Genomic DNA, 23,878 nt, shown 5'->3' with positions numbered 1-23,878 from the left:
CTCACCGCTTTCTCTTTAAATTAAATATTTCTGGTATCGAGCTGACATCTTGTTTACGCACTATCATGCCTTCCAACTTATTAGTTCCGCGTTTTTTGGCCAACCACACCTATTTAAGCCAAAAGACTTTTCAGCACGTTGGTGAAATCTCGAGCGCTACGCTCTTCCTCAGCATGGTGACCATTCTTGATCACCCACTGACCATTGACCATGACATCACATATTTGAGAGTCGCTGCCAGCGAACAACCAACGGTTGAGAATTTCATTGCCCTTGGCAGTTGCTATATACGGGTTATCACCGTTCAGAACCAATAAATCGGCCCGTTTGCCTACCTCGAGCGTCCCGACGCACTGCCCAAGCGCCTGAGCGCCACCACTCAAAGCTGCGTCATAGAGATTGCGACCGATCATTGGTTGGTCGTCACAGTAAAGTCGATTACGTCGTTGGTCGCGCAAGCGCTGTCCATACTCCAGCCAACGTAATTCCTCAACCACGCTAAGCGATACGTGACTGTCTGACCCGATTCCGAAGCGCCCTCCCTGCCTGAAATAGTCAACGGCCGGAAATATACCGTCTCCCAAATTAGCTTCTGTAGTTAAGCATAGTCCTGCCACAGCTCCGCTGTGTGCCATGGCAGCAATCTCATTGCTGTTAGCATGTGTTGCATGTACTAAACACCAATGTTTATCGATAGAAACATTTTCATAAAGCCATTGCAGCGGACGGCGACCAGCCCAGGCCAGGCAATCGCTTACTTCTTTCAACTGTTCGGCAATATGGATATGGATCGGCTGATCAAGATGCACCGCGTTTAGCACGACGTTGATTTGCTCGGGTGAGACCGCTCGGAGGGAATGAAAACAGATACCGAGACGCTGTGCCGTTTTTAGAGCCAGATGTGGTTTTAAACGCTCCAGCAAGTCAAGATAGCTATCGGTGGTGTTTACGAAGCGTCGTTGACTCTGATTCGGTTCCTGAGAGCCAAAACCAGAGTAACTGTATAATACAGGGAGCAAAGTTAGGCCTATACCCGCCTCACTAGCGGCTTCACTGATACGCCAAGCTAACTCGGCTGGATCGGCATAGGGAATGCCGTTGACATCATGATGCACATAGTGAAACTCAGCCACGCTCGTGTAGCCGGCCTTGAGCATTTCTATGTAAAGCTGCCGCGCAATAATCTGCATTTGCTCGGGAGAAAGGCGACCCACCATTCGGTACATCAGGTCACGCCAAGTCCAGAAGCTGTCGTTTGGGTTACCGGCAACTTCGGCAAGCCCCGCCATCGCGCGTTGGAATGCGTGCGAATGAACGTTTGGCATACCTGGTAGCACAGGTCCCCGTAAGCGTTCAGCCCCTTCAGATGAGCCGCCAATGGTGATTTTTTCCAAGTGGCCGGAGGTGGAAACCTCAAAATGTACGTCGTGCGCCCAGCCTTCGGGTAACAATGCGCAGGGAGCTATGAATGCAGGCATAAAGACAACCTATGAGACGGAATTAGATTGTATATACATATACAGATGTTTGAGATAAGAGTAAACTACTACTCAGCATGACAAGGAGAACCACATGTCGAAGCAGCCACAAAACTCATCCTCGTTGGCAGATCAAATCAGCGATGTGCCAGCGCCGCTCTATGCGCAAGTCAAACGGATGATCACTCAACAGATACAGAGTGGCACTTGGCTGGCCCATCAACGGATACCCTCGGAAAGCGAACTGGTGGACGCACTAGGATTTAGTCGTATGACGATCAATCGCGCCCTTCGTGAACTCACAGCTGATGGATTGTTGATGCGCATGCAAGGGGTGGGTACTTTCGTCGCGGAACGCAAGGGTCATTCGGCTCTATTTGAGGTCAACAACATTGCCGATGAAATAAAGTCACGCGACCATCGCCATCATTGCAAGGTGATTCTCCTAACCGAGGAGTCGGCTAGCCCTGAGCGGGCCTTCGCATTGAACATGCGCGAAGGGCAGAGGGTGTTTCATTCTTTGCTCGTACACTATGAGGACGACGTGGCGGTGCAACTTGAAGATCGCTACGTGAATGCTGTACTGGCTCCGGATTATCTCCAGCAGGATTTCGTCGTGCAGACTCCCTATGCCTACCTGTCAAGGGTCGCCCCCCTGACCGAGGGTGAGCATGTGGTCGAAGCGATCCTCGCTGAGGCGGAAGAGTGCAGGCTATTGCAGATTGATCACAATGAGCCCTGCCTGTTGATTCGTCGGCGTACTTGGTCCGGCAATCAGGCCGTCACCTCTGCGCGACTGATACATCCGGGCTCACGACATCGCCTTGAGGGGCGCTTCAGTTCATGATCAGTTCCGAATCGTGCCGCCGGATATCTGCGCATATTCCGACTCGAGCAGTACTCTCGACATTGCCCTGGATGCTATCTCTACACTCAATGAACGCATCAAAGCCATCCTGAAAGGCGATGGAATTGAAGATGCGTATAGCCAAGTCACCAACATGAACCGCCGGGTAGTTTACAGATCGGCACTGGCGCAGCGCTGTTGATACTGTTCAATGTCCGCATCGCCGGAATCACTGACATTGTCGGCGATTAGCTACGCTCGCTGGCCGATGAGTCGCTTGGCGCATAGCATTTGTGTTGGAACTGCTTATGTCTCCACTGCTTTGCCGCCGGAATTCGTCACTGCCCAAGCTGCGGATCGATGCCGGTTAAACCCTTGATCAATCGCTTTCGAATATAACCACTAGCACTCGCAGTACTGTTTGTATTTTACCGTGCAAATAGCCGCTCGATTTTAGACTGTAGTTAAATACTCTATTCACCTAAGGTGAAATCAACGATTAAACGAAGCCCGCATGTATAATAAAAAGACTCACTACCGAATGTGGCCACATGTTGCGCCGACCCTTATGGCATGCACACTCCAGCTGCTGGCAGTAAGCGCCTGCATCGCACAGGAGGTGCGCGAGACACTGACAATCATGGTGGAAGATGCTGCCGCACCATGGTCAAGGAGCGATGGCACCGGTTACGCTAATGACGTGGTTGTTGCCGCCTTCAAAGAGATGGGTGTAGAGATTCAACTAAGAGTAGTGCCTTACTCACGCTGCAAATACTTGGTGCTCAGCGGCCAAGTCACCGCCTGCTTCAACATGAGCTGGCAACCAGAATTCGAAGCCAGGATCAAGCTGGCTGCGCGACCAATCTTCAAAGTGAGGAACGACATCTTTGAACATATCAATGCTCCATTGCCGAAGCCGCCAGATGGGCAATGTATTTTGCCGCCTAGCACTGTCGTTGGAATCACCAGAGATTACGAATACTCAACCCAAGCAATGGCACTCCAAACCTCAGGGGTGGTATTCGAGAATTCCCTCTCGGACTTGATAAGCCTGCAAAAACTCGCAGCTCGGCGTTTTCAGGCAGCATTGATAATGAGCAATGACCTGGAGGTCAGGAATCAAAAAGCCATACAGTCAGGCACAGAGGATGTAGTGCGCTTTGCCTTCAATTGCGGAGTGGCAACCTTGACGATAGGCTTTAGCCTGGCCCATCCAGACGGATTGCGAGCGCTGGAAATGTATGACGAGGGCTATCGCCGCATCGAGGCCAACGGCTCCCTCAAGGATATTCACATGCGCTGGTTTCCTTAGCCTCATGTGGCCTTGACTATCCGACTGCGGTGTTCGGGAAAAACGTAGTGCTTGTAAGCATCTCAAGCTCCTGAGGACTCAATCATCGCAACTCCTTTGCATCCCAGTTGTTTAACGCCGTACATTGCCTGATCCGCCGCTTTCAGCAACGAGCCCAGACTTTGGCCATGATTAGGGCACAGATAGACTCCGAGACTGCACGACAGTAATAGCTTTCCTGCGCTTGTCGCCACGGTCTGTGCGATGGCTTGCAGCACCCTCTCAGCATCCAGTTCAGCACTCTCCGGGCTGATTAGATCGGTGATCAGAATCACGAATTCATCGCCACCGTAACGCGCGACGGTGTCACAAAAACGAGTGACCTGAAGCATGCGATTGGCGACTGCCTTGAGAACCTGGTCACCGACCTCATGGCCATGCTTGTCGTTAATTTCCTTGAAATGATCCAGATCGAACAACAGTACGGCAAACGCAGTACCACTCACTGTCCAGTTTGAAAGGGCCTGATCAAAACGATCGGCGAAGAGGTAGTGTTTCGGCAATTTGGTTAGAATATCACGGGGTTCGAGATAGGCCGAGCGTTCGTGATCGACCTCTGCTCTTTAGATCACGTTGAAATGTCGAACCAATACCACCGGCATTAGTACGAATGCACCTGCGAGAATCGCAAGGATTATCAATGCTTCCGCAGTCAGAATATCCCCTAAACTGTTGGCGCTGATTGACCCACCGGGGGTGCGGCAAAAAACTTGGACTGGTTATGCCGCGAGGCCCAGGCTCTCACGATGCTCAACAGGACTGAGAGCGCCGAGAGAAATCTTGATTCGTTTCTCGTTGTACCAGCGAATGTATGAATCCAGGGCCTGAATGAACTGCTCGATGCTCGTTGACTGCGAGTTGCGAGGATAGAACAGTTCCGTTTTCAGCCGGCCGAAGAAGCCTTCATAATCCTCGTTGTCAGGTGAGCATCCCTTCCGCGACACCGAACGAACCAGCTTCGCATCAGCGATGCGCGATAACCAGCCGGGCCAGCGGTAGTGGGCGCCGCGATCGGAGTGAACTACAGGCCGTTTGCTGTTGCGGGCCACCGTTTCGACGGCGGCATCCAGCATCGTGTTCACAAGCCCGGCGTCCGGGCGCGTGCCGATCGACCAACTGATGACCTTTTCATCGAAGCAGTCAATCATGGGGGACAGGTACCCCTTGCCGGCCGGGATCTGGAACTCCGTGATGCCAATGAGCCATTTATTATTCGGAGCAACAGCCTTGAAGTCGCGGCTGAGGAGGTTTTCCGGCGATGGAGTGATTTCCCCGAGGTAGGAACCGTATCGACGCCGTTTCGGCTTGGCGACGACTAGGCACTCCTGCTTCATCTAGCGCTGCACCACCTTCTCTGACAGACGCACACGCTGCCTGAATCAACGAAGCCCGCATCCGGCGGTAGCCATAGCAGCGATGATTGCGCTCGAAAATGTCCGCCATGGCACAACCCACTTCGGTGTATTTTTCCGCGACCTGCATTCGGGCTCGATGATAGAAATAGGAGCTTCGGGGCAAGCCCAGCGCTTCAAGCAGCTCTGACAACGAGCATGCCTGCCTCAGGGCGGCAGCCAGCAATGTCTTCTCCCGATTGGTCAGGACTTGCAGGTCGATGCCCGTCTCTTTTTTTATGAGTTCATTCGCTTTCATCAACAGGTCGTGCTCAAGCTGCAGACGGCGCACGTCGAGCCGAAGAGATTCAAGTTGCCGCTCCAACTCTTCTCGCTCCGGTGACGATGGAGTTTCTTGTCGCCGCTTCATGGATGCGGATGCCTCTGGGCCGAATAGCTGATTTTTCCAGTTGTACAACGCGGCCTGCACACGCCCAGCTTTTGAGCCACGGCGTTCGCACTTTCTTGTCGCGTGCACAGCGCGATGACCGCGGCCTGCTTCATCACTGGCGGGCGCGCTAGCCCGTCAGATTGACCGACGACGCGCGCGTGCAGTTCGGGGTGCAATTTGTGAATCCAGGCACGCAACGAATCCCGTGCAGGGTAGCCCAAAGCCTTGATGGTGGAGGCGATACAGCGCCCGTGGTCGAGATAGTACCCGACAGCCTTTTCCCTTTGGGCCGATGAGTACTTCAGCTTCGAGAGCACGTAGCCACGCAACAGGTCGTGGCATCGCTCCTACTCTTCATACCAGCTATTCAGAGAGCTTTTCGTCGGGTAGCCCAACTGACGAATATTTGCCCCGGTGTGCTTTCCCAGTTTGATGTAGAGCTTGACTGCTCGGATGCGATCTTCGTATGAATACATGAACTACCTTCAGGTAGTCCAAGATTTCTACCGCCCCCCTGGGTCAGTTTTCGGTAAGCGGCAACGGGCTTAGGTCGGTTTTTGAATCTGCTGCCCCCCCCCCAGAAACAAGAACAAGCAACATAGATTTCTCTTGATTACGCTTGTATATACATGATTACATGTATAGGCAATCTGGTGACAAACCAAAAAAATAGGGCTATTCGGCCATTTCAAGAGGATTCCTGGTGAGCAAGCCATCCAATTTCCGTAATGTCGAAATCCGCGCTGCGCGTGGTAACAAGCTGACCGCCAAAAGCTGGCTGACTGAAGCACCTCTGCGCATGCTGATGAACAACCTCGATCCGGAAGTCGCCGAGAACCCTAAAGAACTAGTGGTTTACGGTGGTATCGGTCGTGCGGCGCGTAACTGGGAGTGCTACGACAAAATCGTCGAGAGCCTGACCCACCTGAACGACGACGAGACCCTGCTGGTGCAATCCGGCAAGCCGGTCGGCGTGTTCAAGACCCACACCAACGCTCCGCGCGTATTGATCGCCAACTCCAACCTGGTGCCGCACTGGGCGAACTGGGAACACTTCAACGAACTGGACGCCAAAGGCCTGGCCATGTACGGCCAGATGACCGCCGGCAGCTGGATCTACATCGGCAGCCAGGGCATCGTCCAGGGCACCTACGAAACCTTCGTCGAAGCCGGTCGCCAGCACTACAACGATGATCTGAAAGGCCGTTGGGTCCTGACTGCAGGTCTGGGTGGCATGGGTGGCGCTCAACCTCTGGCTGCAACTCTGGCTGGCGCTTGCTCTCTGAACATCGAATGCCAACAGGTGAGCATCGATTTCCGTCTGAAAAGCCGCTATGTCGATGAGCAAGCCAAAGACCTCGACGACGCGCTGGCCCGTATCGCCAAGTACACCGCCGAAGGCAAGGCCATCTCCATCGCGCTGCTGGGCAACGCGGCGGAAATCCTGCCGGAACTGGTCCGTCGCGGTGTGCGTCCAGACATGGTCACCGACCAGACCAGCGCCCACGACCCGCTCAACGGTTATCTGCCGGCCGGCTGGACCTGGGAGCAATACCGCGCTCGCGCCAAGACCGAACCTGCTGCCGTGATCAAGGCCGCCAAGCAATCGATGGCGGTGCACGTCAAAGCGATGCTCGACTTCCAGAAGCAAGGCATCCCGACCTTCGACTACGGCAACAACATCCGTCAGATGGCCCAGGAAGAAGGCGTTGAAAACGCATTCGACTTCCCGGGTTTCGTACCGGCGTACATCCGTCCGCTGTTCTGCCGTGGCATCGGCCCGTTCCGTTGGGCGGCCCTGTCGGGCGATCCGCAAGACATCTACAAGACCGACGCCAAGGTCAAGGAACTGATCCCGGACGACGCGCACCTGCACAACTGGCTGGACATGGCCCGCGAGCGCATCAGCTTCCAGGGCCTGCCGGCACGTATCTGCTGGGTCGGCCTGGGCTTGCGCGCCAAACTCGGCCTGGCGTTCAACGAAATGGTACGCAGCGGCGAGCTGTCGGCGCCGATCGTGATCGGTCGCGACCACCTCGATTCCGGCTCGGTTGCCAGCCCGAACCGTGAAACCGAATCGATGCAGGATGGTTCCGATGCTGTGTCCGACTGGCCACTGCTCAACGCCCTGCTGAACACCGCGAGCGGTGCGACCTGGGTGTCCCTGCATCACGGCGGCGGCGTCGGCATGGGCTTCTCCCAGCACTCGGGCATGGTGATTGTCTGCGACGGTACCGACGAAGCGGCCGAGCGTATCGCTCGCGTGCTGCATAACGACCCGGCCACCGGTGTCATGCGTCACGCCGATGCCGGTTACCAGATCGCCATTGATTGCGCCAAGGAACAGGGCCTGAACCTGCCAATGATTACCGGTTGATAAAAGCGGACCGCAATGTAATAGCGGTCCACGGCCACGCATCGCTGTAAATACGCAGCTAACCACTACTTGATTTCAAAATAAACCAGCGTGCCAACGCGCTACACCGCAAATGCGGGCAGCGATTGATAACGGAATCACCCGGAACGTCTGGTTAGTGATTTAAAGAACCCTCGAAAGGAGCATGAATGTGACTGCGCTTAACTTGATTCCCGGTCAACTGAGCTTGGCCCAACTGCGTGATGTCTATCAGCAGCCGGTGAAACTGACGCTCGACTACAGCGCTTCGGCCCAGATCGAAGCCAGTGTCGCTTGCGTGGAACAAATCCTCACCGAGAACCGCACCGCTTACGGCATCAACACCGGTTTCGGCCTGCTGGCCTCGACCCGCATCGCCAGCGAAGACCTGGAAAACCTCCAGCGCTCGCTGGTGCTGTCCCACGCCGCCGGTGTCGGCCAACCGATCAGCGACGACCTGGTGCGCTTAATCATGGTGCTCAAGGTCAACAGCCTGAGCCGTGGTTTCTCCGGTATTCGCCGTGTGGTGATCGATGCGCTGATTGCCCTGATCAACGCTGAGGTTTACCCGCACATTCCGCTGAAAGGTTCAGTGGGCGCGTCTGGTGACCTGGCGCCTTTGGCGCACATGTCGCTGGTGCTGCTGGGTGAAGGCAAGGCGCGTTACAAAGGCGAGTGGATGGAAGCGACCGAAGCACTGAAAGTTGCTGGTCTGACGCCGCTGACCCTGGCTGCGAAAGAAGGTCTGGCGCTGCTCAATGGCACTCAGGTTTCCACTGCTTACGCGCTGCGTGGTCTGTTCGAAGGTGAAGATCTGTTCGCTGGTGCTGTGGCTGTTGGTGGCCTGACTGTCGAAGCGGTATTGGGTTCGCGCTCTCCGTTCGACGCACGTATCCACGCTGCCCGTGGCCAGAAAGGCCAGATCGACGCCGCAGCCGCCTATCGCGACCTGCTGGGCGAGCGCAGTCAAGTCTCCGATTCGCACAAGAACTGCGAAAAGGTTCAAGATCCGTACTCCCTGCGCTGCCAGCCGCAAGTCATGGGCGCCTGCCTGACCCAGTTCCGCCAGGCTGCCGAAGTGCTGGCTGTCGAAGCCAACGCGGTGTCCGACAACCCGTTGGTGTTCGCCGCTGAAGGCGACGTGATCTCCGGCGGTAACTTCCACGCGGAACCGGTGGCCATGGCCGCGGACAACATGGCATTGGCCATTGCTGAAATCGGTTCCCTGAGCGAGCGTCGTATCTCGCTGATGATGGACAAACATATGTCGCAACTGCCACCGTTCCTGGTGGCCAACGGCGGCGTGAACTCCGGCTTCATGATCGCCCAGGTGACCGCAGCGGCACTGGCCAGCGAAAACAAGGCACTGGCGCATCCGCACTCGGTGGACAGCCTGCCGACTTCCGCCAACCAGGAAGACCACGTTTCCATGGCCCCGGCTGCTGGCAAGCGTCTATGGGAAATGGCCGAAAACACCCGCGGGATTCTCGCCGTTGAATGGCTGGCAGCGGTTCAAGGCCTGGACCTGCGCAACGGTCTAAAGACCTCGCCGAAACTGGAGCAGGCCCGGGCGATTCTGCGTAAAGAAGTGCCGTTTTATGAGAAAGACCGTTTCTTCGCGCCGGACATCAACGCGGCCACCGAGTTGCTGGCTTCGCGTTGCCTGAATGAGCTGGTACCGGTCCAGCTGCTGCCCAGCCTGTAATTAGGGAGGGGCCTTTGGCTCCTTTGCGCAGACAAGCTGATAGAAGTCCTACCCGCTCCCATCAAGGAGCGGGTTTTCACTTAAGTCAATTTACGCTCATAAAAATAAATAGAGATGCGCAATGCAACAGCAAGCAACAGGCTTGAAACGCGGGCTCTCGGCTCGACATATTCGATTCATGGCTCTGGGGTCAGCTATCGGCACCGGGCTGTTTTACGGTTCTGCCTCGGCCATCCAGATGGCCGGCCCAGCGGTACTGCTAGCGTACCTGGTTGGTGGTGCGGCGGTGTTTATAGTGATGCGCGCACTGGGTGAAATGTCAGTACGCGACCCGGTGGCTGGCTCGTTCGGGCAGTATGCCAGTACTTATCTGGGGCCAATGGCCGGCTTTATCCTCGGCTGGACTTACGCTTTTGGAACGATAATCGTTGGTTTGGCCGACGTCACCGCCTTCGGTATTTATATGGGCTTTTGGTTTCCGGAGGTTGCACGCTGGATCTGGGTACTTGGCATTGTATGCCTGATTGGTGGACTGAACCTGTGCACGGTGAAAGTTTTCGGGGAAATGGAATTCTGGTTGTCGTTGCTCAAAGTCGGGGCCATTATCGCGATGATACTTGGTGGATTCGGCATCATTCTGTTTGGTATGTACAGTGCGAACCCTTCGACGGACATTGGTATCAACAATCTCTGGATACACGGCGGTTTCATGCCCAACGGTTTCAGTGGCCTGATCGCCTCGTTTGCGGTGGTGATGTTTGCCTTCGGCGGTATCGAAATCATCGGTGTGACTGCCGGTGAAGCCAAAGACCCGCAACGGGTGTTGCCGAAGGCGATCAACGCGGTACCAATACGAATACTGCTATTTTATGTCCTGACCTTGTTTGTATTGATGGCAATTTTCCCTTGGCCGCAGATCGGCAGTCAGGGCAGTCCCTTCGTGCAGATTTTCGACAATCTGGGGATCAGTTCGGCGGCAACCATCCTCAATATCGTTGTGATTTCCGCAGCAGTCTCAGCGATCAATAGCGAGATATTCGGGGCCGGTCGGATGATGTACGGCCTAGCGCAGCAAGGTCATGCACCAAAAGTCTTTGGCAAACTATCTCGACATGGCGTGCCCTGGATGACTGTGTTAGTCATGGGCGCAGCCTTGCTCGGTGGCGTGGCATTGAACTACTTGATCCCGGAAAAGGTTTTCCTGGTGATCGCCTCGATTGCCACATTTGCCACGGTCTTGGTTTGGTTGATGATTCTAGTCACTCAGGTGGCCATGCGTCGCTCCATGAGCAGCGAACAAGTCGCCCAGTTGCAATTCCCGGTGCCGTTCTGGCCTTTTGCCCCTCTAGCAGCCATTACCTTCATGTTGTTTATCATTGGTGTACTGGGATATTTCTCGGATACACAACCAGCATTAATCGTCGGAGTAATTTGGATTGCCTTACTCGCAGTCGCCTATTTAGTGTGGGTGAAACCGGCGTCAGGACGTAAGGTCCAGGGGTCCCGTGATCTTTCTATGCCCCGTCAATACCCTAACGGAGACCACGGATGAAAACTCTATGGCAACACTGTAACGTTGCAACCATGGCGCAAGGCGTCTACTCGATCATCGAGGATGCGGCCATCGTGACGTCCGGTGCGCACATTGAGTGGGTTGGCCCGCGCGCTGAACTGCCGACGGGCGAGTACTCGACGGTCACTGATTTGAACGGGGCCTGGGTGACGCCGGGCTTGATCGACTGCCACACCCACACGGTGTTCGGCGGGAACCGCAGCGGTGAGTTCGAGAAGCGCCTGCAAGGCGTCAGCTACGCGGAAATCGCAGCAAGCGGTGGTGGCATCGCCAGCACCGTACGCGCCACCCGCGCGGCCAGCGAAGATGAGCTGTTCGCCAGCGCCGCCAAGCGTCTGAAAAGCCTGATGCGCGATGGCGTCACCAGCATCGAAATCAAATCCGGTTACGGCCTCGACCTGGCCAACGAACGCAAGATGCTGCGGGTGGCCCGTCGCCTCGGCGCCGAGCTGCCGATCAGCGTGCGCAGCACTTGCCTGGCCGCCCATGCATTACCGCCGGAGTACGTGGATCGCGCCGACGACTACATCGATCACATCTGCGCCGAGATGCTCCCGGCCCTGGCCGCCGAAGGGCTGGTGGATGCGGTGGATGCGTTTTGCGAATACCTGGCGTTTTCCCCGGCGCAGGTCGAGCGGGTGTTCATCACCGCTCAGGAACTGGGGTTGCCGGTGAAACTGCATGCCGAGCAATTGTCGTCCCTGCACGGTTCGACCCTGGCGGCGCGTTACCACGCATTGTCCGCCGATCATCTGGAGTTCATGACCGAAGACGACGCCATCGCCATGGCCAAGTCCGGCACGGTCGCGGTGCTGTTGCCTGGCGCTTTCTACTTCCTGCGCGAGACTCAATTGCCGCCGATGGACGCCCTGCGCAAGCACGGGGTGAAAATCGCCATCGCCAGTGACCTCAACCCCGGCACCTCTCCGGCACTGTCGTTGCGCCTGATGCTGAACATGGCGTGCACCTGTTTCCGTATGACCCCGGAAGAAGCCCTGGCCGGCGCCACGATTCACGCCGCCACTGCTCTGGGCATGGCCGACACTCACGGTTCGCTGGAGGTGGGCAAGGTCGCGGATTTCGTCGCCTGGCAAATCGATCGTCCGGCCGACCTGTCGTATTGGCTGGGTGGTGATCTGGAAAAACGCGTCGTGCGTCACGGCGTCGAAACGAGTCTGTAGGAGAGCAGTTGTGGATAAGGTTCTGAACTTCAAACAAGGCCGCGTGCCACTGCTGATCAGCATGCCCCACGCCGGTGTGCGCCTGACCCCGGCGGTCGAGGCCGGGTTGATCCCGGCCGCGAAAAGCCTGCCGGACACCGACTGGCACATCCCGCAGCTCTACGATTTCGCCGCCGAACTGGGCGCCAGCACCCTGGCCGCCGAGTATTCGCGGTTCGTCATCGACCTGAACCGGCCGTCCGACGACAAACCGTTGTACGTGGGTGCGACCACCGGTCTGTACCCGGCGACGCTGTTTGACGGTGTGCCGTTGTTCCGTGAAGGTCTGGAGCCTTCGAAAGAAGAGCGTACGACTTATCTGGAGCAGATCTGGACGCCCTACCACAGCACCTTGCAGCAGGAGCTGGCGCGCCTCAAAGCCGAATTCGGCTATGCGCTGCTGTTCGATGCCCACTCGATTCGCTCGATCATCCCGCACCTGTTCGACGGCAAACTGCCGGACTTCAACCTCGGCACCTTCAATGGCGCCAGTTGCGATCCACAGCTTGCGACTCAATTGGAAGCGATCTGCGCCGCACACCCGGACTACAGCCATGTGCTGAACGGACGCTTCAAGGGCGGCCACATCACCCGGCATTACGGCAACCCGGCGCAAAACATCCATGCCGTGCAACTGGAGTTGGGCCAGTGCACGTATATGGAAGAGTTTGAGCCGTTCTGCTACCGCGAAGACCTGGCGACTCCGACCCAGGCAGTGTTAACAGTTCTGTTAGAACGTATGCTTTCTTGGGGAATTGAGCAATATCGAAAGTAAGCTGTCTTGAAGCACTACAAAGCCTACAATCGAGTGCATATATTACCTATGTATGCGCGTGAAAAACCAGCCACACCCAAAAGGATTGGCTGCTCAGCTTACCTGTTATTTATTAGACCTACATGCTCAACTAGCGATGAGCTATTCCTAGAAAAATTGCTACCGGCCAGTCAGGTGGATTACCATTCCACCTAATGGCTTGAAGTGCAACTTTTAAACCAACCTAAACTGGCTTAACAATACGGCTTGAAGAGAGACTTACAATCCTTCAATGAATGGCATTCACAATTTTCTTGCTCGGCGCCTCGTTGGCGTTTATTACCGAACTTCATTGTTCACCCTGTAAAAATGATACCTGCAGTGCTACAGCCATCCGCCCAATCTGCTTATTCTGCCATAGGTGCTGCGCGCACGAGCTAGTGTCGCTTAACGCCATTTTCGTCCTTTGGTGGCCAACTATTATCATCCGGTTTTTTGCTACCCACAGGTGCAGTTGCACGGATATTAGTATCAAGCGATACGCTTTCCCATTCGCAAGATGCCGGCTCGGGCGACGTTAGAGGGTTCCACACAGCCGTACTAGCCTGATCAAATATCACATCAGTTTAATTTATCTAAACAACTCGACAGATTTTCTGATCTGTTCGCAACAATCCATTCCCGTATTCTGCATAACAGTCGCCCCTGCTGAACAGGGCGAAAAAATAAGAATAATGAGGATGGTTCTATGTTTTTGCGAAACGCGTGGTATGTCGCCGCCAGCGAAGCCGAACTGGGCGAAGATCTGTACCCCGTCACTCTGCTCAGTGAATCGGTGGTGCTGTACCGCAAGAGCGACGGCACCCCGGTAGCCCTCGAGGATGCCTGTCCGCACCGCAAGCTTCCCTTGTCACTGGGTCGTCGCCAGGGCGATAACCTTGAGTGTGGTTACCATGGCCTGACCTTTGACTGCTCCGGCAGCTGTGTCCGCGCCCCCGGTAGCCAGCGCATTCCACAAGGTGCCAAGGTACGCAGTTATCCCCTTGCCGTGCGCTACGGGCTCATCTGGATCTGGATGGGTGATGTCGATCTGGCTGACGAAGCAAAAATCTGCCATGTGCCGGAATGGGGTGATCCTGCATGGGGACTCAATCGTGGCGATAGCATGGTTATCCCCTGTAACTATCTGTACATGACCGACAACTTGCTTGACCCCTCTCATGTGGCCTGGGTGCATCAATCCTCCTTTGGTAACGCGGCTTGTGCTGAAGAACCGTTACAGACCACCGTCAGTGATGTCGGTGTGGTCGTGTCTCGCTGGATGCGCGATGTCGAAGTGGCGCCCTTCTATGCAAAATTCGTCAAATTCAGCGGTAACTGCGATCGCAAACAGCACTATGAGGTGCACTACCCTGCACAGGCCATTATCAAGGCGCTGTTCACCCCGGCAGGGACTGGCTCCGATGAGGGAGAGCTGCACGAGCAGGTATTCCTGATGAACTCCTATAACTTCATGACCCCCATCGACGAAGCAAGCACTCGCTACTACTGGTTCCAAGTACGAAATTTCGACCAGGACAATGAAGAGATCTCACGCCAGTTCGACGAGGACGTGCGTCATGCTTTTGCCGAAGATCGGGTCGTTCTCAGTGCCGTGCACCTAGGTATGGCCAACAAGCAGACGCCCAACATTGATCTAGCCACTGACTCAGGCCCGTTGCGCTTTCGTCGTCACCTGGCCAAGTTGATTGTCGAAGAACAGTCTGATCGTTTGATTCCACTGACCCAACAACACGCCGACCCCTCCAAGGTACAAGCCTGAAGTAAACCTCAAGCAACACCACCGGCACGCCAACCTTCTTGTCAGAGAGAGTCCTATGAGCGAACTGCAACAGACCCTCACCCAATTACGTGGAGCGCTGGGCGAGGCTGCCGTACTCACGGGAGAGGCAATCAGCCCACAGCACCACAGCGACTGGACCAACAATGCGCCGGCACGCCCGGCCGCCCTATTGCTGCCGCGCAACACCGAGCAGGTGGCCAGTGCACTGCGCATCTGCCACGCAGCGCGCCAGAGCCTGGTACCGCAGGGTGGCCTGACCGGGCTGGCGGCTGGCGCAGAGCCCCGCGCCTACGATATCGCCCTGTCGCTTGAGCGCCTGGAAGGGATCGAGGAAATCGACAGCGCGGCAGCCACTATCACCGTGCGCGCCGGCACTCGGCTGGAAAAAATCCAGCAGGCCGCGGCCGAAGCCGGCTTCCTGTTCCCGCTGGACCTCGGCGCACGCGGCTCCTGCCATATCGGCGGCAACATCGCCACCAACGCTGGCGGCAACAGCGTGATCCGCTACGGCATGACCCGCGACCAGGTGCTGGGCCTAGAGGTGGTGCTCGGCGATGGTCGGGTGCTCAACCTGATGAACAAAATGATCAAGAACAACACCGGCTATGACCTCAAGCAATGCTTCATCGGCTCCGAAGGCACCCTGGGTGTAATCACCCGCGCCGTACTCAAGCTGGCGCCTGCCCGCAGCAGCATGGCCACCGCCCTGTGCGCCTTGCCAGACTATGCCAGCGCCGTCAGCCTGCTGCGCTGCCTGCAACGGGAACTGGGCACCCCAGAAGCCTACGAACTCATGTGGCCGGACTACTACCAATTGGGAGTGAGCTGGCTGGAAAACCCCCATGCCCCGCTCAATGACAACTACCCGCTCTATGTCCTGCTCGACACTTGCGCCACGCGTGAGGCCCTGGAAAGTTTCCTGGATCGGGCCATGGAAGGTGAGCAGGTCCTCGATGCGGTCCTTGCCAGCTCTGAATCCCAGGCCCGTCATCTGTGGAAAATCCGCGAAGCCTCCGGCGAGTTCCCCACCCGCATGCGCCCACTGAGTTTCGATGTCAGCCTGCCGATCGGCCGGATCGGCGAGTTCGTCGACGACATCTGCCAGCGCCTGGAGGCACAGTGGCCGGGCCAGCGTAGCTACTACTTCGGCCATATCGGCGACAGTAACCTGCACCTGACCCTCGACTGTAACTCGCTGCCACAACCAGCACCGCTACTTGCCGTGGAAGAATTGGTGTATAGCGCCGTCGGCGACATGGGCGGCTCGATCTCAGCCGAGCATGGCATCGGTCTGCTCAAACGCGACTTTCTACATCACTCGGTCGACCCACAGACGCTTGCGGTCATGCGCCAACTCAAACAGAGCTTCGACCCCTACAACTTACTCAACCCCGGCAAAGTGCTGCCTTAAGCCAACACCGGATCCACCCACAACCGCCTTACTGCTGATTCATCGAAGCGATAACAACAATAGTCACAACCTGACAATCCTCTGAGGAGCTACTCGATGCAAAGCAAGAGCCAACACCGTAAAATCCTGCGTGGCCTGTGCATCACCACATTGATGACTCTGCTGCCCTTCGCCGCCCAAGCCGACCAATTGGCCGAAGTGAAAAAGGCCGGCGAGCTGGTGATAGGCACAGAAATGCAGTTTGCCCCCTTTGACTATCTAGAAAAAGGCCAGCAGCAAGGGCTTAATCCCGCCCTGTTCAAGCTGATCGGCGAGCAATTAGGGGTAAAGGTGCGATTTCTCGACCTGCCTTGGGCAAGCGTACTGCCCGGTCTGGAAGCGAACAAATTCGACCTGGTCGGCGGCCCACTGATCGTCACCAAGGCACGCAAGGAGCGTTACAATTTCACCCTGCCAATGGCCGAAGCCACCGTGGCGCTGATGGTGCGCGCCAATGATAACAGCATCAACCAACCTGCCGACATCGCCGGCAAGGCCGTCGGCGCTAGTAAGGGCTCAGCGCAACTGGACGAGCTGAAGGCTTACGCTGCCACCCTACCCAAACCTGTAACCATCCGCGAATACGTCGACAACAACCAGGCCTACGCCGACCTCAGCGCCGGTCGCATCGCAGCGGTCGCCAATTCGCTGCCGAACATTTCCTTCGTCGCCTCCCAGCGCTCGCAGGCCTTCAAGGTGGTGCAGCCACCGTTCGGCAAACCCTCCTACTTCGCCTTCGTCGGCCGCAAGGGTGAAGACTCCGCAAGTCTAATCGCCGCAGTCAATCAGGCAATCCTCCAGCTCAATACCGACGGTCGTCTGGCCAGCCTGCAGAAGCAATGGCTGGGTGCCGAGATGAAGGTACCGACGGTCGAAGTTGACCCAAGCTTGTAAGACCCCGCACACGCAGTAAAAACATTTCCTTGAGCCCGCGCCGTACCCGCCGGGCTTGAGGGCTGCTGTCGGATGGTCTTGAACGCTTGGAGTGAGAGTCATGCTTTTTGATTGGCAAATCTTGATCCAGAACGTGCCGCTGCTTGCAGCGAGCCTGATCGTGACATTGGAAGCTGCCTTGGCCGGCCTGGGTTTCGGCTTCGTCATTGGCGTCGGCATCTGTAGCCTGCGCCTATCGCGCCGGCCGCTATTCACTCGGCTCGGCGGCGCCTATATCTTTGTTTTCCGCGGTATTCCGCTGCTGGTCCAACTGCTGTTCATTTACTACTTCCTGCCACGTATTGGCCTGCCGAACATTGCCCCCATGACCGCGGCAATCATCGGCCTGTCACTCGCAGCCGGTGCCTATATCGCGGAAATCCTGCGTGGCGGCTTTCTCGCCATTCCTGAAGGTCAGCTTGAAGCGGCAGGGATGCTGGGGCTGAGTCCCCTGCGGATGCTGTTCCGAATCAAGCTGCCACAAGCGGTGCGACTAACGCTGCCTGCGCTGATCAACGAGATGATCCTGTTGATCAAGGCCTCCTCGCTGATTTCCGTGGTAGGTATCGCCGACCTGACCCGCACGGCACAGAACCTGGCCGCCAGCGATTACCTGTTCCTGCAGAACTACCTGCTGCTAGCGAGCTTTTATTGCCTGATCAACCTGCCCCTGGCCTATTGCGGCAGTTGGCTGGAACGGCGCATGGGAGGTAAGACCACATGAATTTCGACCTTTCGATCATCACCAATCGCCTACCAGAAATCGCCAGCGGCTTCGGTATCACTCTCGCCACCTGGGCCAGCGGTGTGGCGCTCGCCCTTGCATTGGGCCTGCTGGTCGCGCTTCTTCAGCTGTTCGGTGGTCGGTTCCTGCGCGGTGTGCTGCGGGTCTATATCGAGCTGATCCGCAGCACGCCGTTTCTGGTGCAGTTGTTCCTGCTCTACTACGGCGGCCCAAGCCTGGGCCTGGAGCTTGCGCCGGTACCGGCCGGCGTAATCGCCCTGGGCATTTACGGCAGTGTGTACTTCGCCGAGATCTTCCGCGGCGGCTTCCTCTCCATCCCTCAGGGTCACCTGGAGGCTGCCAACTGCCTGGGCATCAGCCGCTGGAAATGTATCCTGCGCATCGAGGTTCCGCAGATGCTGGTGATCATCCTGCCGGCACTGATCAACCTGATCACCATCATGTGTAAGGAAACCGCCGTGCTGTCGATCATCACCATTCCAGAACTGACCATGGTCCTGACCGGCATCGGCTCCTCCACCTTCGCATTCGTTGAAACCCTGCTGGTGCTCTGTATCAGCTACCTGCTGCTGGTCGAGCTGTGCTCGCGCACCGGCATGTGGATGGAAAAACGCGTAGGCCGTTTCATCGCCCGCGAAGTGCTTTGAGACAGGCGCCGCTGCCCGGCGCAGCGGCACGAAACTGCCATGACGGCGGCGGCTATCTACCCGCTGCTCAATGAGGTAAGCGCATGCACACTTCCACCAAAAACGTCGACCCCATCCTAAAACTGCGTGGGGTGGTCAAACACTTCGGCAGCCTGCAGGTGATCAAAGGCGTCGACCTGGACATCCACCACAGCGAGGTGATCTGCCTGATCGGTCCCTCCGGTTCAGGCAAGAGCACACTGTTGCGCAGCATGGCCTTCCTTGAGCAATACGACGAAGGTGAGATCTATATCGAGGGCCAATTGCTCGGCTGGCAACCCGGCCCGTTACGCCGACTCACCAGCCGCAGCCAGCTGAACCAGGTGCGACGTAACGTCGGCATGGTGTTCCAGCAATTCAACCTGTGGCCGCACATGAGCGTGCTCGGCAACGTCATCGAGGCCTTGGTGCAAGTGCGCAAGCTGCCTCAGACCGAGGCGCGCGCCAAGGGTCTGACCATGCTCGACAGGGTCGGTCTAGTGCACAAGGCCGATGCCTATCCAGCGCAGCTCTCCGGCGGTCAGCAGCAGCGCGTGGCGATTGCCCGCGCCCTGGCCATGGAGCCGAAGATTATGCTGTTCGACGAACCCACTTCCGCGCTCGACCCGGAGCTGGTCGGCGAGGTACTGCAGGTCATGAAATCCCTCGCTGCCGATGGCATGACCATGGTGGTGGTCACCCACGAAATGGGCTTTGCCGCCCAGGTCGCCGACCGAGTGGCATTCCTCGACCAAGGCAAGATCGCCGTTTGTGGCTCGCCGGAGAAAATTTTTCACAACAACGAACACCCGCGCCTGCAGCAGTTTCTGCAGAACTACCTGGACCGCAATGCCTTCTGGCAGGACAAGAAAGAGGAACAGATCATATGACCGCGCCACATATACTGAAAGCCCTGGCCCGCTGCGAAGTACGCGCCCTGCCCAATTACAACGCCGGCCTGTCAAGCGAGACAGTGCGCCAGCGCTACGGGTTAACCCGCATCGCCAAGCTTGGCAGCAACGAAAATCCCCTCGGCGCAGCGCCCGCTGTGGCGGCAGCGATCGCCAGTGCCGGTGCTGACTGCGCGATTTATTGCGACCCGCAATGCGCTGAGCTTCGCTCCGCCCTGGCCATCGAGCTGAATGTTGATCCAGCTTATCTGGTGTTCGGCAACGGGTCGGAAGACTTATTGGGCATCCTGGCGCGCACTTTCCTTGATCACGGCGATGAAGTGGTCACTGTGCTGCCGGCGTTCGGCCTGCATCTGATCTACCCGCAAGCGGTCGGCGCCGAGGTCCGCGGTGTGCCGTTGCTAGCTGACGGCAGCTTTGATGTGGACGGTATGATCACCGCCCTTGGACCTCGTACCCGCTTGCTGATGTTTTCCTGCCCATCCAACCCAGTCGGCAGTATCCTCTTCACGGCCGAACTGCAGCGCCTACTTGATGCCCTGCCTGAGCATACGCTGCTGGTGTTCGACGAAGCCTATTTCGAATATGCCCAGGTAGAGGCCGAATACCCTGACTGCCTGGCTCTGCTGCAGGCTAGCGGCAAGCCCTTCGTGCTGTTGCGCACATTCTCCAAGGCCTACGCCCTGGCTGGTCTGCGCGTCGGTTACGGGATCACTAGCGATCCGTTGCTGAGCGAGCTGATCGATCGTATGCGCACCCCATTCAACGTCAACCGGGTCGCCCAGGCCGCCGCGGTCGCCGCCCTTGCCGACAACCAGCACCTGCAACGAGGGCTAGAACTAGTGGCCAGCGAACGCCGGCGCATGTGTGCTGCCCTGCACGAGATGGGTTTGAAGGTGGCGCCGTCATGGACCAACTTCCTGTTCTTTGAAACCTCGCACGAAGCTGAAGTCGTCAATGAACGCTTGCTGCAGTTTGGGGTGATCGTCAAACCCTGGCGAGATGCTGGCTACACTGGCTACTTGCGGGTATCAGTGGGCAGCCCGGAAGACAACGATATGTTCCTCGAAGCCCTCTGCAGGACCCTGGCTGAACTGGCCTGAACTCAAGTAGGGCCGCATTAGCGGCCTATACCAATTTCTTAGGGAGACGCTGAACAATTAACCCGTTTGCGCCGTCCTCCATTTTCAAGCCGTATTTTCAACCCATCGGCCTTATTCTGCGTTTCTGGGGCCGATTTCTGCCCTCATTTTGTTGATTTTCGGGCCAGCCTCGCCTTTCAGACGGATTTATCCCGCCGCCCGTTGCAAATACCGCTTGGCCAGCATCAGATTGGCCAACCCAAACAGACTGAACAACTGCGCCGTATTCTTTTCCAGTCCACGGTAGCGAACCTTTCGATGATTGAAACGCACCTTGATTACCTGGAAGGGATGCTCGATCTTGGCGCGCAGTTGCGCCTTGGCGTATTCTATCTTGTGCTTGACCCGGAACAGCACGCTGCCTTTGCCGTGGTGCTTGTAACTGCTTGGCCGTGCTGCAATCGACCAGAAAACGTCCCGTTCAGCATGCTCCGGTCGCGTGGCCGCACCGGTGTATCCAGCGTCACCCGAAACTTAGGTTTCGGCACCGTGCAGTAACTGGTCGACCTGGGTGATATCCGCCACGTTGGCGGCCGTCCCTACCACGCTGTGCACCAGTCTCGACGTAGCGTCGACACCAATGTGGGCCTTCATCCCGAAGTGCCACTGATGGCCTTTTTTGGACTGATGCATCTCAGGATCACGCTTGCCTTCTCGGTTCTTGACCGAAGGCGGCGCGGCGATCAGGGTCGCGTCGACGATAGCGCCTTCCCTGAGCAGCAGACCCCGGCTGGCCAGATGCTGGTTAATCGTTTCAAACCGCACCCGCGTCAGCTGATGGATTTCCATCAAGCGGCGAAATCGCAGCAAAGTGGTGGCATCCGGTGCCGACTCACGGCCCAGGTCGATGCCGATAAAACCACGAATAGCCTGGCTGTCGTAGACGGCATCTTCGGTACCTTCATCGGAGAAGTTGCACCTTCGAACTGAAATCTTAGAGTTACCGTTAGGTAAAATTTGAAACACTGTTCGAAACGCCGTCCGCCAGTCCATTTGTGCCGAAAGCCGTTCGTTAATTAAGTCGCAATCCAGACTTCACTCAAACTGCATCCAGACTAGATAAAGACTAAAAAAAACCCATCGATGATTACTCAACGATGGGAAACGCGCCAACACAAAAAGTCTGTATACACAACCGAGGCAATTGGATAGCCAGTGTACTTAGTTTAAAAACCCCTTAGCCATGGCGTTTTAACCAACTGTCTAAGTTTAGCCAACCTACGCTTGAAATTTTTCGGCTATTTATCCTAAGCTATATCAGCCTGGAGAGTTTTCGCTCTCACCCACCACTTGTTGCGGCTATTATAAATCACCTATAGCGCAGCGCTACGCTCCTTCAAGGCACTATTGAGGATGAAGTCGTTCTCCGAATAATCGACAGCACAGTCAATGACATGCACTCCTGGCAAATCAATACAACGTTTAATTAGAGGTAGAAACTCTTCCGCACTTTCTACGCGATGTCCCGTGGCGCCGTAACTTTGCGCATACAAAACAAAGTCAGGATTACCGTAGTCCAGACCAAAATTCTCAAAGCCCATTTGAGCTTGCTTCCAGCGAATCATACCGTAACCGTCATCACGCAAAATAACCACAACCAAGTTCATCTTCATTCGAACCGCAGTTTCAAGCTCTTGGCTGTTCATCATAAATCCACCATCACCGCATACCGCGACGATTGGCTTGTCTGGATAAACCAAACGAGCAGCCATAGCGGAGGGTAGACCTGCGCCCATCGTCGCAAGCGCGTTATCGAGCAGAACGGTGTTAGACATGTGCGCTTTGTAGTTACGGGCGAACCAGATTTTATAAATGCCATTGTCCAACGCTACAATACCTTCAGAGGGTATAGCTCTGCGCAGATCCGCCACAACACGCTGTGGATACATCGGGAAGCGTCCATCATCCGCCCCTTCGATAATCTGAGCCTCGTTTGCCTCACGTATTGCAAGAATTCGAGTAAAATTCCATTGTTCCTGGTCAGTGAGCGCTTGACTGATCTGCCAAATGGAATTGGCAATATCACCGACGACTTCAATCTGCGGGAAGTAGACCGGATCCACCTCAGCAGACCGAAAATTCACATGGATAACCTCAGTTCCACCACGCACCATAAAAAACGGTGGTTTTTCGATAACGTCATGGCCTACGTTAACAATAAGGTCAGCCGAATCCAGTGCGCGATGTACAAAGTCTCCCGACGACAACGCAGCATTACCAAGAAACTTTGAGTGGCGCTCATCGACAACCCCCTTCCCCATTTGCGTGGTAATGAAGGGAATCCCTGTTTTCTCGACAAGCTGAAGAAGCACGCTTGCGGTCATTTTGCGGTTGGCACCAGCACCAATGACAATAATTGGACTTTTCGCTTCCTTGAGCTTCGCTACTGCTGCTTGTATGGATTTGCACTCTGCCAGTGGCCGTCGAGTCAGGTTAGGCGGAATAGGTGTGCTGTCTGTATGCTCTGCAGCCACATCTTCTGGGAGTTCCAGGTGGACTGCCCCCGGCTTTTCCTCTTCAGCTAAGCGAATAGCCTCCCGGATACGAGAGGGAATGTTGTCCGCTGAAGCTAATTGGTGGGTGTATTTGGTCAGGGGCGCCATCATGCCCACAATGTCCAAAATCTGAAAACGACCTTGCTTAGATTTTTTGATTGGTTTTTGTCCGGTGATCATCAGCATCGGCATACCGCCGAGGTAAGCATAGGCTCCTGCCGTCACCAGGTTTGTAGCGCCAGGGCCAAGGGTCGATAAACTGACTCCTGTCTTGCCTGTCAGACGACCGTAAGTAGCAGCCATGAAGCCAGCTGATTGTTCATGCCTTGTAAGAACAAGCTTTATCTGTTTGGAGCGCCGTAGCGACTCAAGTAAATCAAGGTTTTCCTCACCTGGGATACCAAATACGTACTCGACACCTTCAGTTTCCAAGCATTGCACGACAACATCAGCGGCCTTAGCCATTACATCACCTTTGTACTTTTAGTTCGCGCAGGCGCGCATTTACACGAAATTAAACTTCATCTCGCGCTCTCACAGGCAAAACTTAAATTTTTCGCCAGCAACAATACCGGCAATGTATTAAATA

Annotated in this window: 17 protein-coding genes and 2 pseudogenes; 14 read left to right on the top strand and 5 right to left on the bottom strand. The window is 56.1% G+C overall.

Annotated features, from left to right (window positions below):
- Nucleotides 1–113: 113 nt before the first annotated feature.
- Nucleotides 114–1,478, bottom strand: coding sequence for a formimidoylglutamate deiminase (locus UB23_RS17760; protein ID WP_045060609.1), 1,365 nt, complete (start codon nucleotides 1,476–1,478; stop codon nucleotides 114–116).
- A gap of 94 nt (nucleotides 1,479–1,572) precedes the next feature.
- Here UB23_RS17760 and hutC point away from each other — a divergent pair, with 94 nt between their 5' ends.
- Both hutC and UB23_RS17750 read left to right on the top strand, forming a co-directional pair.
- Nucleotides 1,573–2,325, top strand: a complete 753-nt coding sequence (hutC, locus tag UB23_RS17755; protein WP_045060608.1) for a histidine utilization repressor — start codon at nucleotides 1,573–1,575, stop codon at nucleotides 2,323–2,325.
- Nucleotides 2,326–2,839: 514 nt separating this feature from the next.
- Nucleotides 2,840–3,637, top strand: coding sequence for a substrate-binding periplasmic protein (locus UB23_RS17750; RefSeq protein WP_045060607.1), 798 nt, complete (start codon nucleotides 2,840–2,842; stop codon nucleotides 3,635–3,637).
- A 62-nt stretch (nucleotides 3,638–3,699) separates the two neighbouring features.
- Here the strand turns inward: UB23_RS17750 and UB23_RS17745 are convergent, their stop codons facing one another.
- Entirely contained in the window at nucleotides 3,700–4,191 is a 492-nt protein-coding gene (locus tag UB23_RS17745; protein WP_269082906.1) for a GGDEF domain-containing protein, read from the bottom strand.
- Nucleotides 4,192–4,395: 204 nt separating this feature from the next.
- Nucleotides 4,396–5,934, bottom strand: a pseudogene (locus UB23_RS17740) (IS3 family transposase).
- 227 nt (nucleotides 5,935–6,161) lie between these two features.
- Between UB23_RS17740 and hutU the strand changes: the two are divergent.
- The 12 genes from hutU (at nucleotide 6,162) to hisC (ending at nucleotide 20,755) form a co-directional block, all read left to right on the top strand.
- Nucleotides 6,162–7,835: a urocanate hydratase gene (gene hutU / locus UB23_RS17735; protein ID WP_045060606.1), complete on the top strand. Its 1,674-nt coding sequence runs from the start codon at nucleotides 6,162–6,164 to the stop codon at nucleotides 7,833–7,835.
- 184 nt (nucleotides 7,836–8,019) lie between these two features.
- Nucleotides 8,020–9,558, top strand: a complete 1,539-nt coding sequence (gene hutH, locus UB23_RS17730; RefSeq protein WP_138726074.1) for a histidine ammonia-lyase — start codon at nucleotides 8,020–8,022, stop codon at nucleotides 9,556–9,558.
- A 121-nt stretch (nucleotides 9,559–9,679) separates the two neighbouring features.
- Nucleotides 9,680–11,110: an amino acid permease gene (locus UB23_RS17725; RefSeq protein ID WP_045060605.1), complete on the top strand. Its 1,431-nt coding sequence runs from the start codon at nucleotides 9,680–9,682 to the stop codon at nucleotides 11,108–11,110.
- Nucleotides 11,107–12,312 (top strand): imidazolonepropionase, encoded by a 1,206-nt coding sequence (gene hutI, locus UB23_RS17720; RefSeq protein WP_045060604.1) that lies wholly within the window; start codon nucleotides 11,107–11,109, stop codon nucleotides 12,310–12,312. The genes UB23_RS17725 and hutI overlap by 4 nt, the downstream gene beginning before the upstream one ends.
- Before the next feature lie 10 nt (nucleotides 12,313–12,322).
- Nucleotides 12,323–13,126 carry an N-formylglutamate deformylase gene (gene hutG, locus UB23_RS17715; RefSeq protein ID WP_045060603.1) on the top strand — a complete coding sequence of 268 codons (804 nt, stop codon included), beginning with the start codon at nucleotides 12,323–12,325 and terminating at the stop codon, nucleotides 13,124–13,126.
- 727 nt (nucleotides 13,127–13,853) lie between these two features.
- Complete coding sequence (locus UB23_RS17710) at nucleotides 13,854–14,927, top strand: aromatic ring-hydroxylating dioxygenase subunit alpha (protein WP_045060602.1); 1,074 nt, start codon at nucleotides 13,854–13,856, stop codon at nucleotides 14,925–14,927.
- 55 nt (nucleotides 14,928–14,982) lie between these two features.
- Nucleotides 14,983–16,359, top strand: coding sequence for an FAD-binding oxidoreductase (locus UB23_RS17705; RefSeq protein WP_045060601.1), 1,377 nt, complete (start codon nucleotides 14,983–14,985; stop codon nucleotides 16,357–16,359).
- Nucleotides 16,360–16,455: 96 nt separating this feature from the next.
- Nucleotides 16,456–17,292, top strand: coding sequence for a transporter substrate-binding domain-containing protein (locus tag UB23_RS17700; protein ID WP_082069203.1), 837 nt, complete (start codon nucleotides 16,456–16,458; stop codon nucleotides 17,290–17,292).
- Nucleotides 17,293–17,392: 100 nt separating this feature from the next.
- Nucleotides 17,393–18,055, top strand: coding sequence for an amino acid ABC transporter permease (locus tag UB23_RS17695; RefSeq protein ID WP_045060600.1), 663 nt, complete (start codon nucleotides 17,393–17,395; stop codon nucleotides 18,053–18,055).
- A complete protein-coding gene (locus UB23_RS17690; protein WP_045060599.1) occupies nucleotides 18,052–18,723 on the top strand; it encodes an amino acid ABC transporter permease in 672 nt (223 codons plus the stop codon). The genes UB23_RS17695 and UB23_RS17690 overlap by 4 nt, the downstream gene beginning before the upstream one ends.
- An 83-nt stretch (nucleotides 18,724–18,806) precedes the next feature.
- Nucleotides 18,807–19,631, top strand: coding sequence for an amino acid ABC transporter ATP-binding protein (locus UB23_RS17685; protein WP_045060598.1), 825 nt, complete (start codon nucleotides 18,807–18,809; stop codon nucleotides 19,629–19,631).
- Nucleotides 19,628–20,755, top strand: a complete 1,128-nt coding sequence (hisC, locus tag UB23_RS17680; protein WP_045060597.1) for a histidinol-phosphate transaminase — start codon at nucleotides 19,628–19,630, stop codon at nucleotides 20,753–20,755. The genes UB23_RS17685 and hisC overlap by 4 nt, the downstream gene beginning before the upstream one ends.
- Before the next feature lie 186 nt (nucleotides 20,756–20,941).
- Here hisC and UB23_RS17675 read toward each other — a convergent pair.
- Nucleotides 20,942–21,709 (bottom strand): annotated as a pseudogene (locus UB23_RS17675) (IS5 family transposase); the annotation flags it as partial.
- A gap of 398 nt (nucleotides 21,710–22,107) precedes the next feature.
- Complete coding sequence (locus tag UB23_RS17670; RefSeq protein ID WP_045060596.1) at nucleotides 22,108–23,754, bottom strand: acetolactate synthase large subunit; 1,647 nt, start codon at nucleotides 23,752–23,754, stop codon at nucleotides 22,108–22,110.
- Between the last annotated feature and the right edge of the window lie 124 nt (nucleotides 23,755–23,878).

Origin of the sequence: Pseudomonas sp. ES3-33, from assembly GCF_000952175.1 — a bacterium.
GTDB classification, from domain to species: domain Bacteria; phylum Pseudomonadota; class Gammaproteobacteria; order Pseudomonadales; family Pseudomonadaceae; genus Aquipseudomonas; species Aquipseudomonas gregormendelii.
The sequence above is the reverse complement of the archived record's forward strand: the minus strand, read 5'-3'. Positions and strand labels throughout refer to the sequence as shown.

Excerpts from the sequence above, each read along its gene's own strand:
- UB23_RS17705 (WP_045060601.1), top strand. The coding sequence starts at position 14,983 with ATGAGCGAACTGCAACAGACCCTCACCCAATTACGTGGAGCGCTGGGC.
- UB23_RS17700 (WP_082069203.1), top strand. The coding sequence starts at position 16,456 with ATGCAAAGCAAGAGCCAACACCGTAAAATCCTGCGTGGCCTGTGCATC.
- UB23_RS17760 (WP_045060609.1), bottom strand. The coding sequence starts at position 1,478 with ATGCCTGCATTCATAGCTCCCTGCGCATTGTTACCCGAAGGCTGGGCG.
- UB23_RS17690 (WP_045060599.1), top strand. The coding sequence starts at position 18,052 with ATGAATTTCGACCTTTCGATCATCACCAATCGCCTACCAGAAATCGCC.
- UB23_RS17695 (WP_045060600.1), top strand. The coding sequence starts at position 17,393 with ATGCTTTTTGATTGGCAAATCTTGATCCAGAACGTGCCGCTGCTTGCA.
- UB23_RS17710 (WP_045060602.1), top strand. The coding sequence starts at position 13,854 with ATGTTTTTGCGAAACGCGTGGTATGTCGCCGCCAGCGAAGCCGAACTG.
- UB23_RS17685 (WP_045060598.1), top strand. The coding sequence starts at position 18,807 with ATGCACACTTCCACCAAAAACGTCGACCCCATCCTAAAACTGCGTGGG.
- UB23_RS17670 (WP_045060596.1), bottom strand. The coding sequence starts at position 23,754 with ATGGCTAAGGCCGCTGATGTTGTCGTGCAATGCTTGGAAACTGAAGGT.
- UB23_RS17750 (WP_045060607.1), top strand. The coding sequence starts at position 2,840 with ATGTATAATAAAAAGACTCACTACCGAATGTGGCCACATGTTGCGCCG.
- hisC (WP_045060597.1), top strand. The coding sequence starts at position 19,628 with ATGACCGCGCCACATATACTGAAAGCCCTGGCCCGCTGCGAAGTACGC.
- UB23_RS17725 (WP_045060605.1), top strand. The coding sequence starts at position 9,680 with ATGCAACAGCAAGCAACAGGCTTGAAACGCGGGCTCTCGGCTCGACAT.
- hutH (WP_138726074.1), top strand. The coding sequence starts at position 8,020 with ATGAATGTGACTGCGCTTAACTTGATTCCCGGTCAACTGAGCTTGGCC.
- hutC (WP_045060608.1), top strand. The coding sequence starts at position 1,573 with ATGTCGAAGCAGCCACAAAACTCATCCTCGTTGGCAGATCAAATCAGC.
- hutI (WP_045060604.1), top strand. The coding sequence starts at position 11,107 with ATGAAAACTCTATGGCAACACTGTAACGTTGCAACCATGGCGCAAGGC.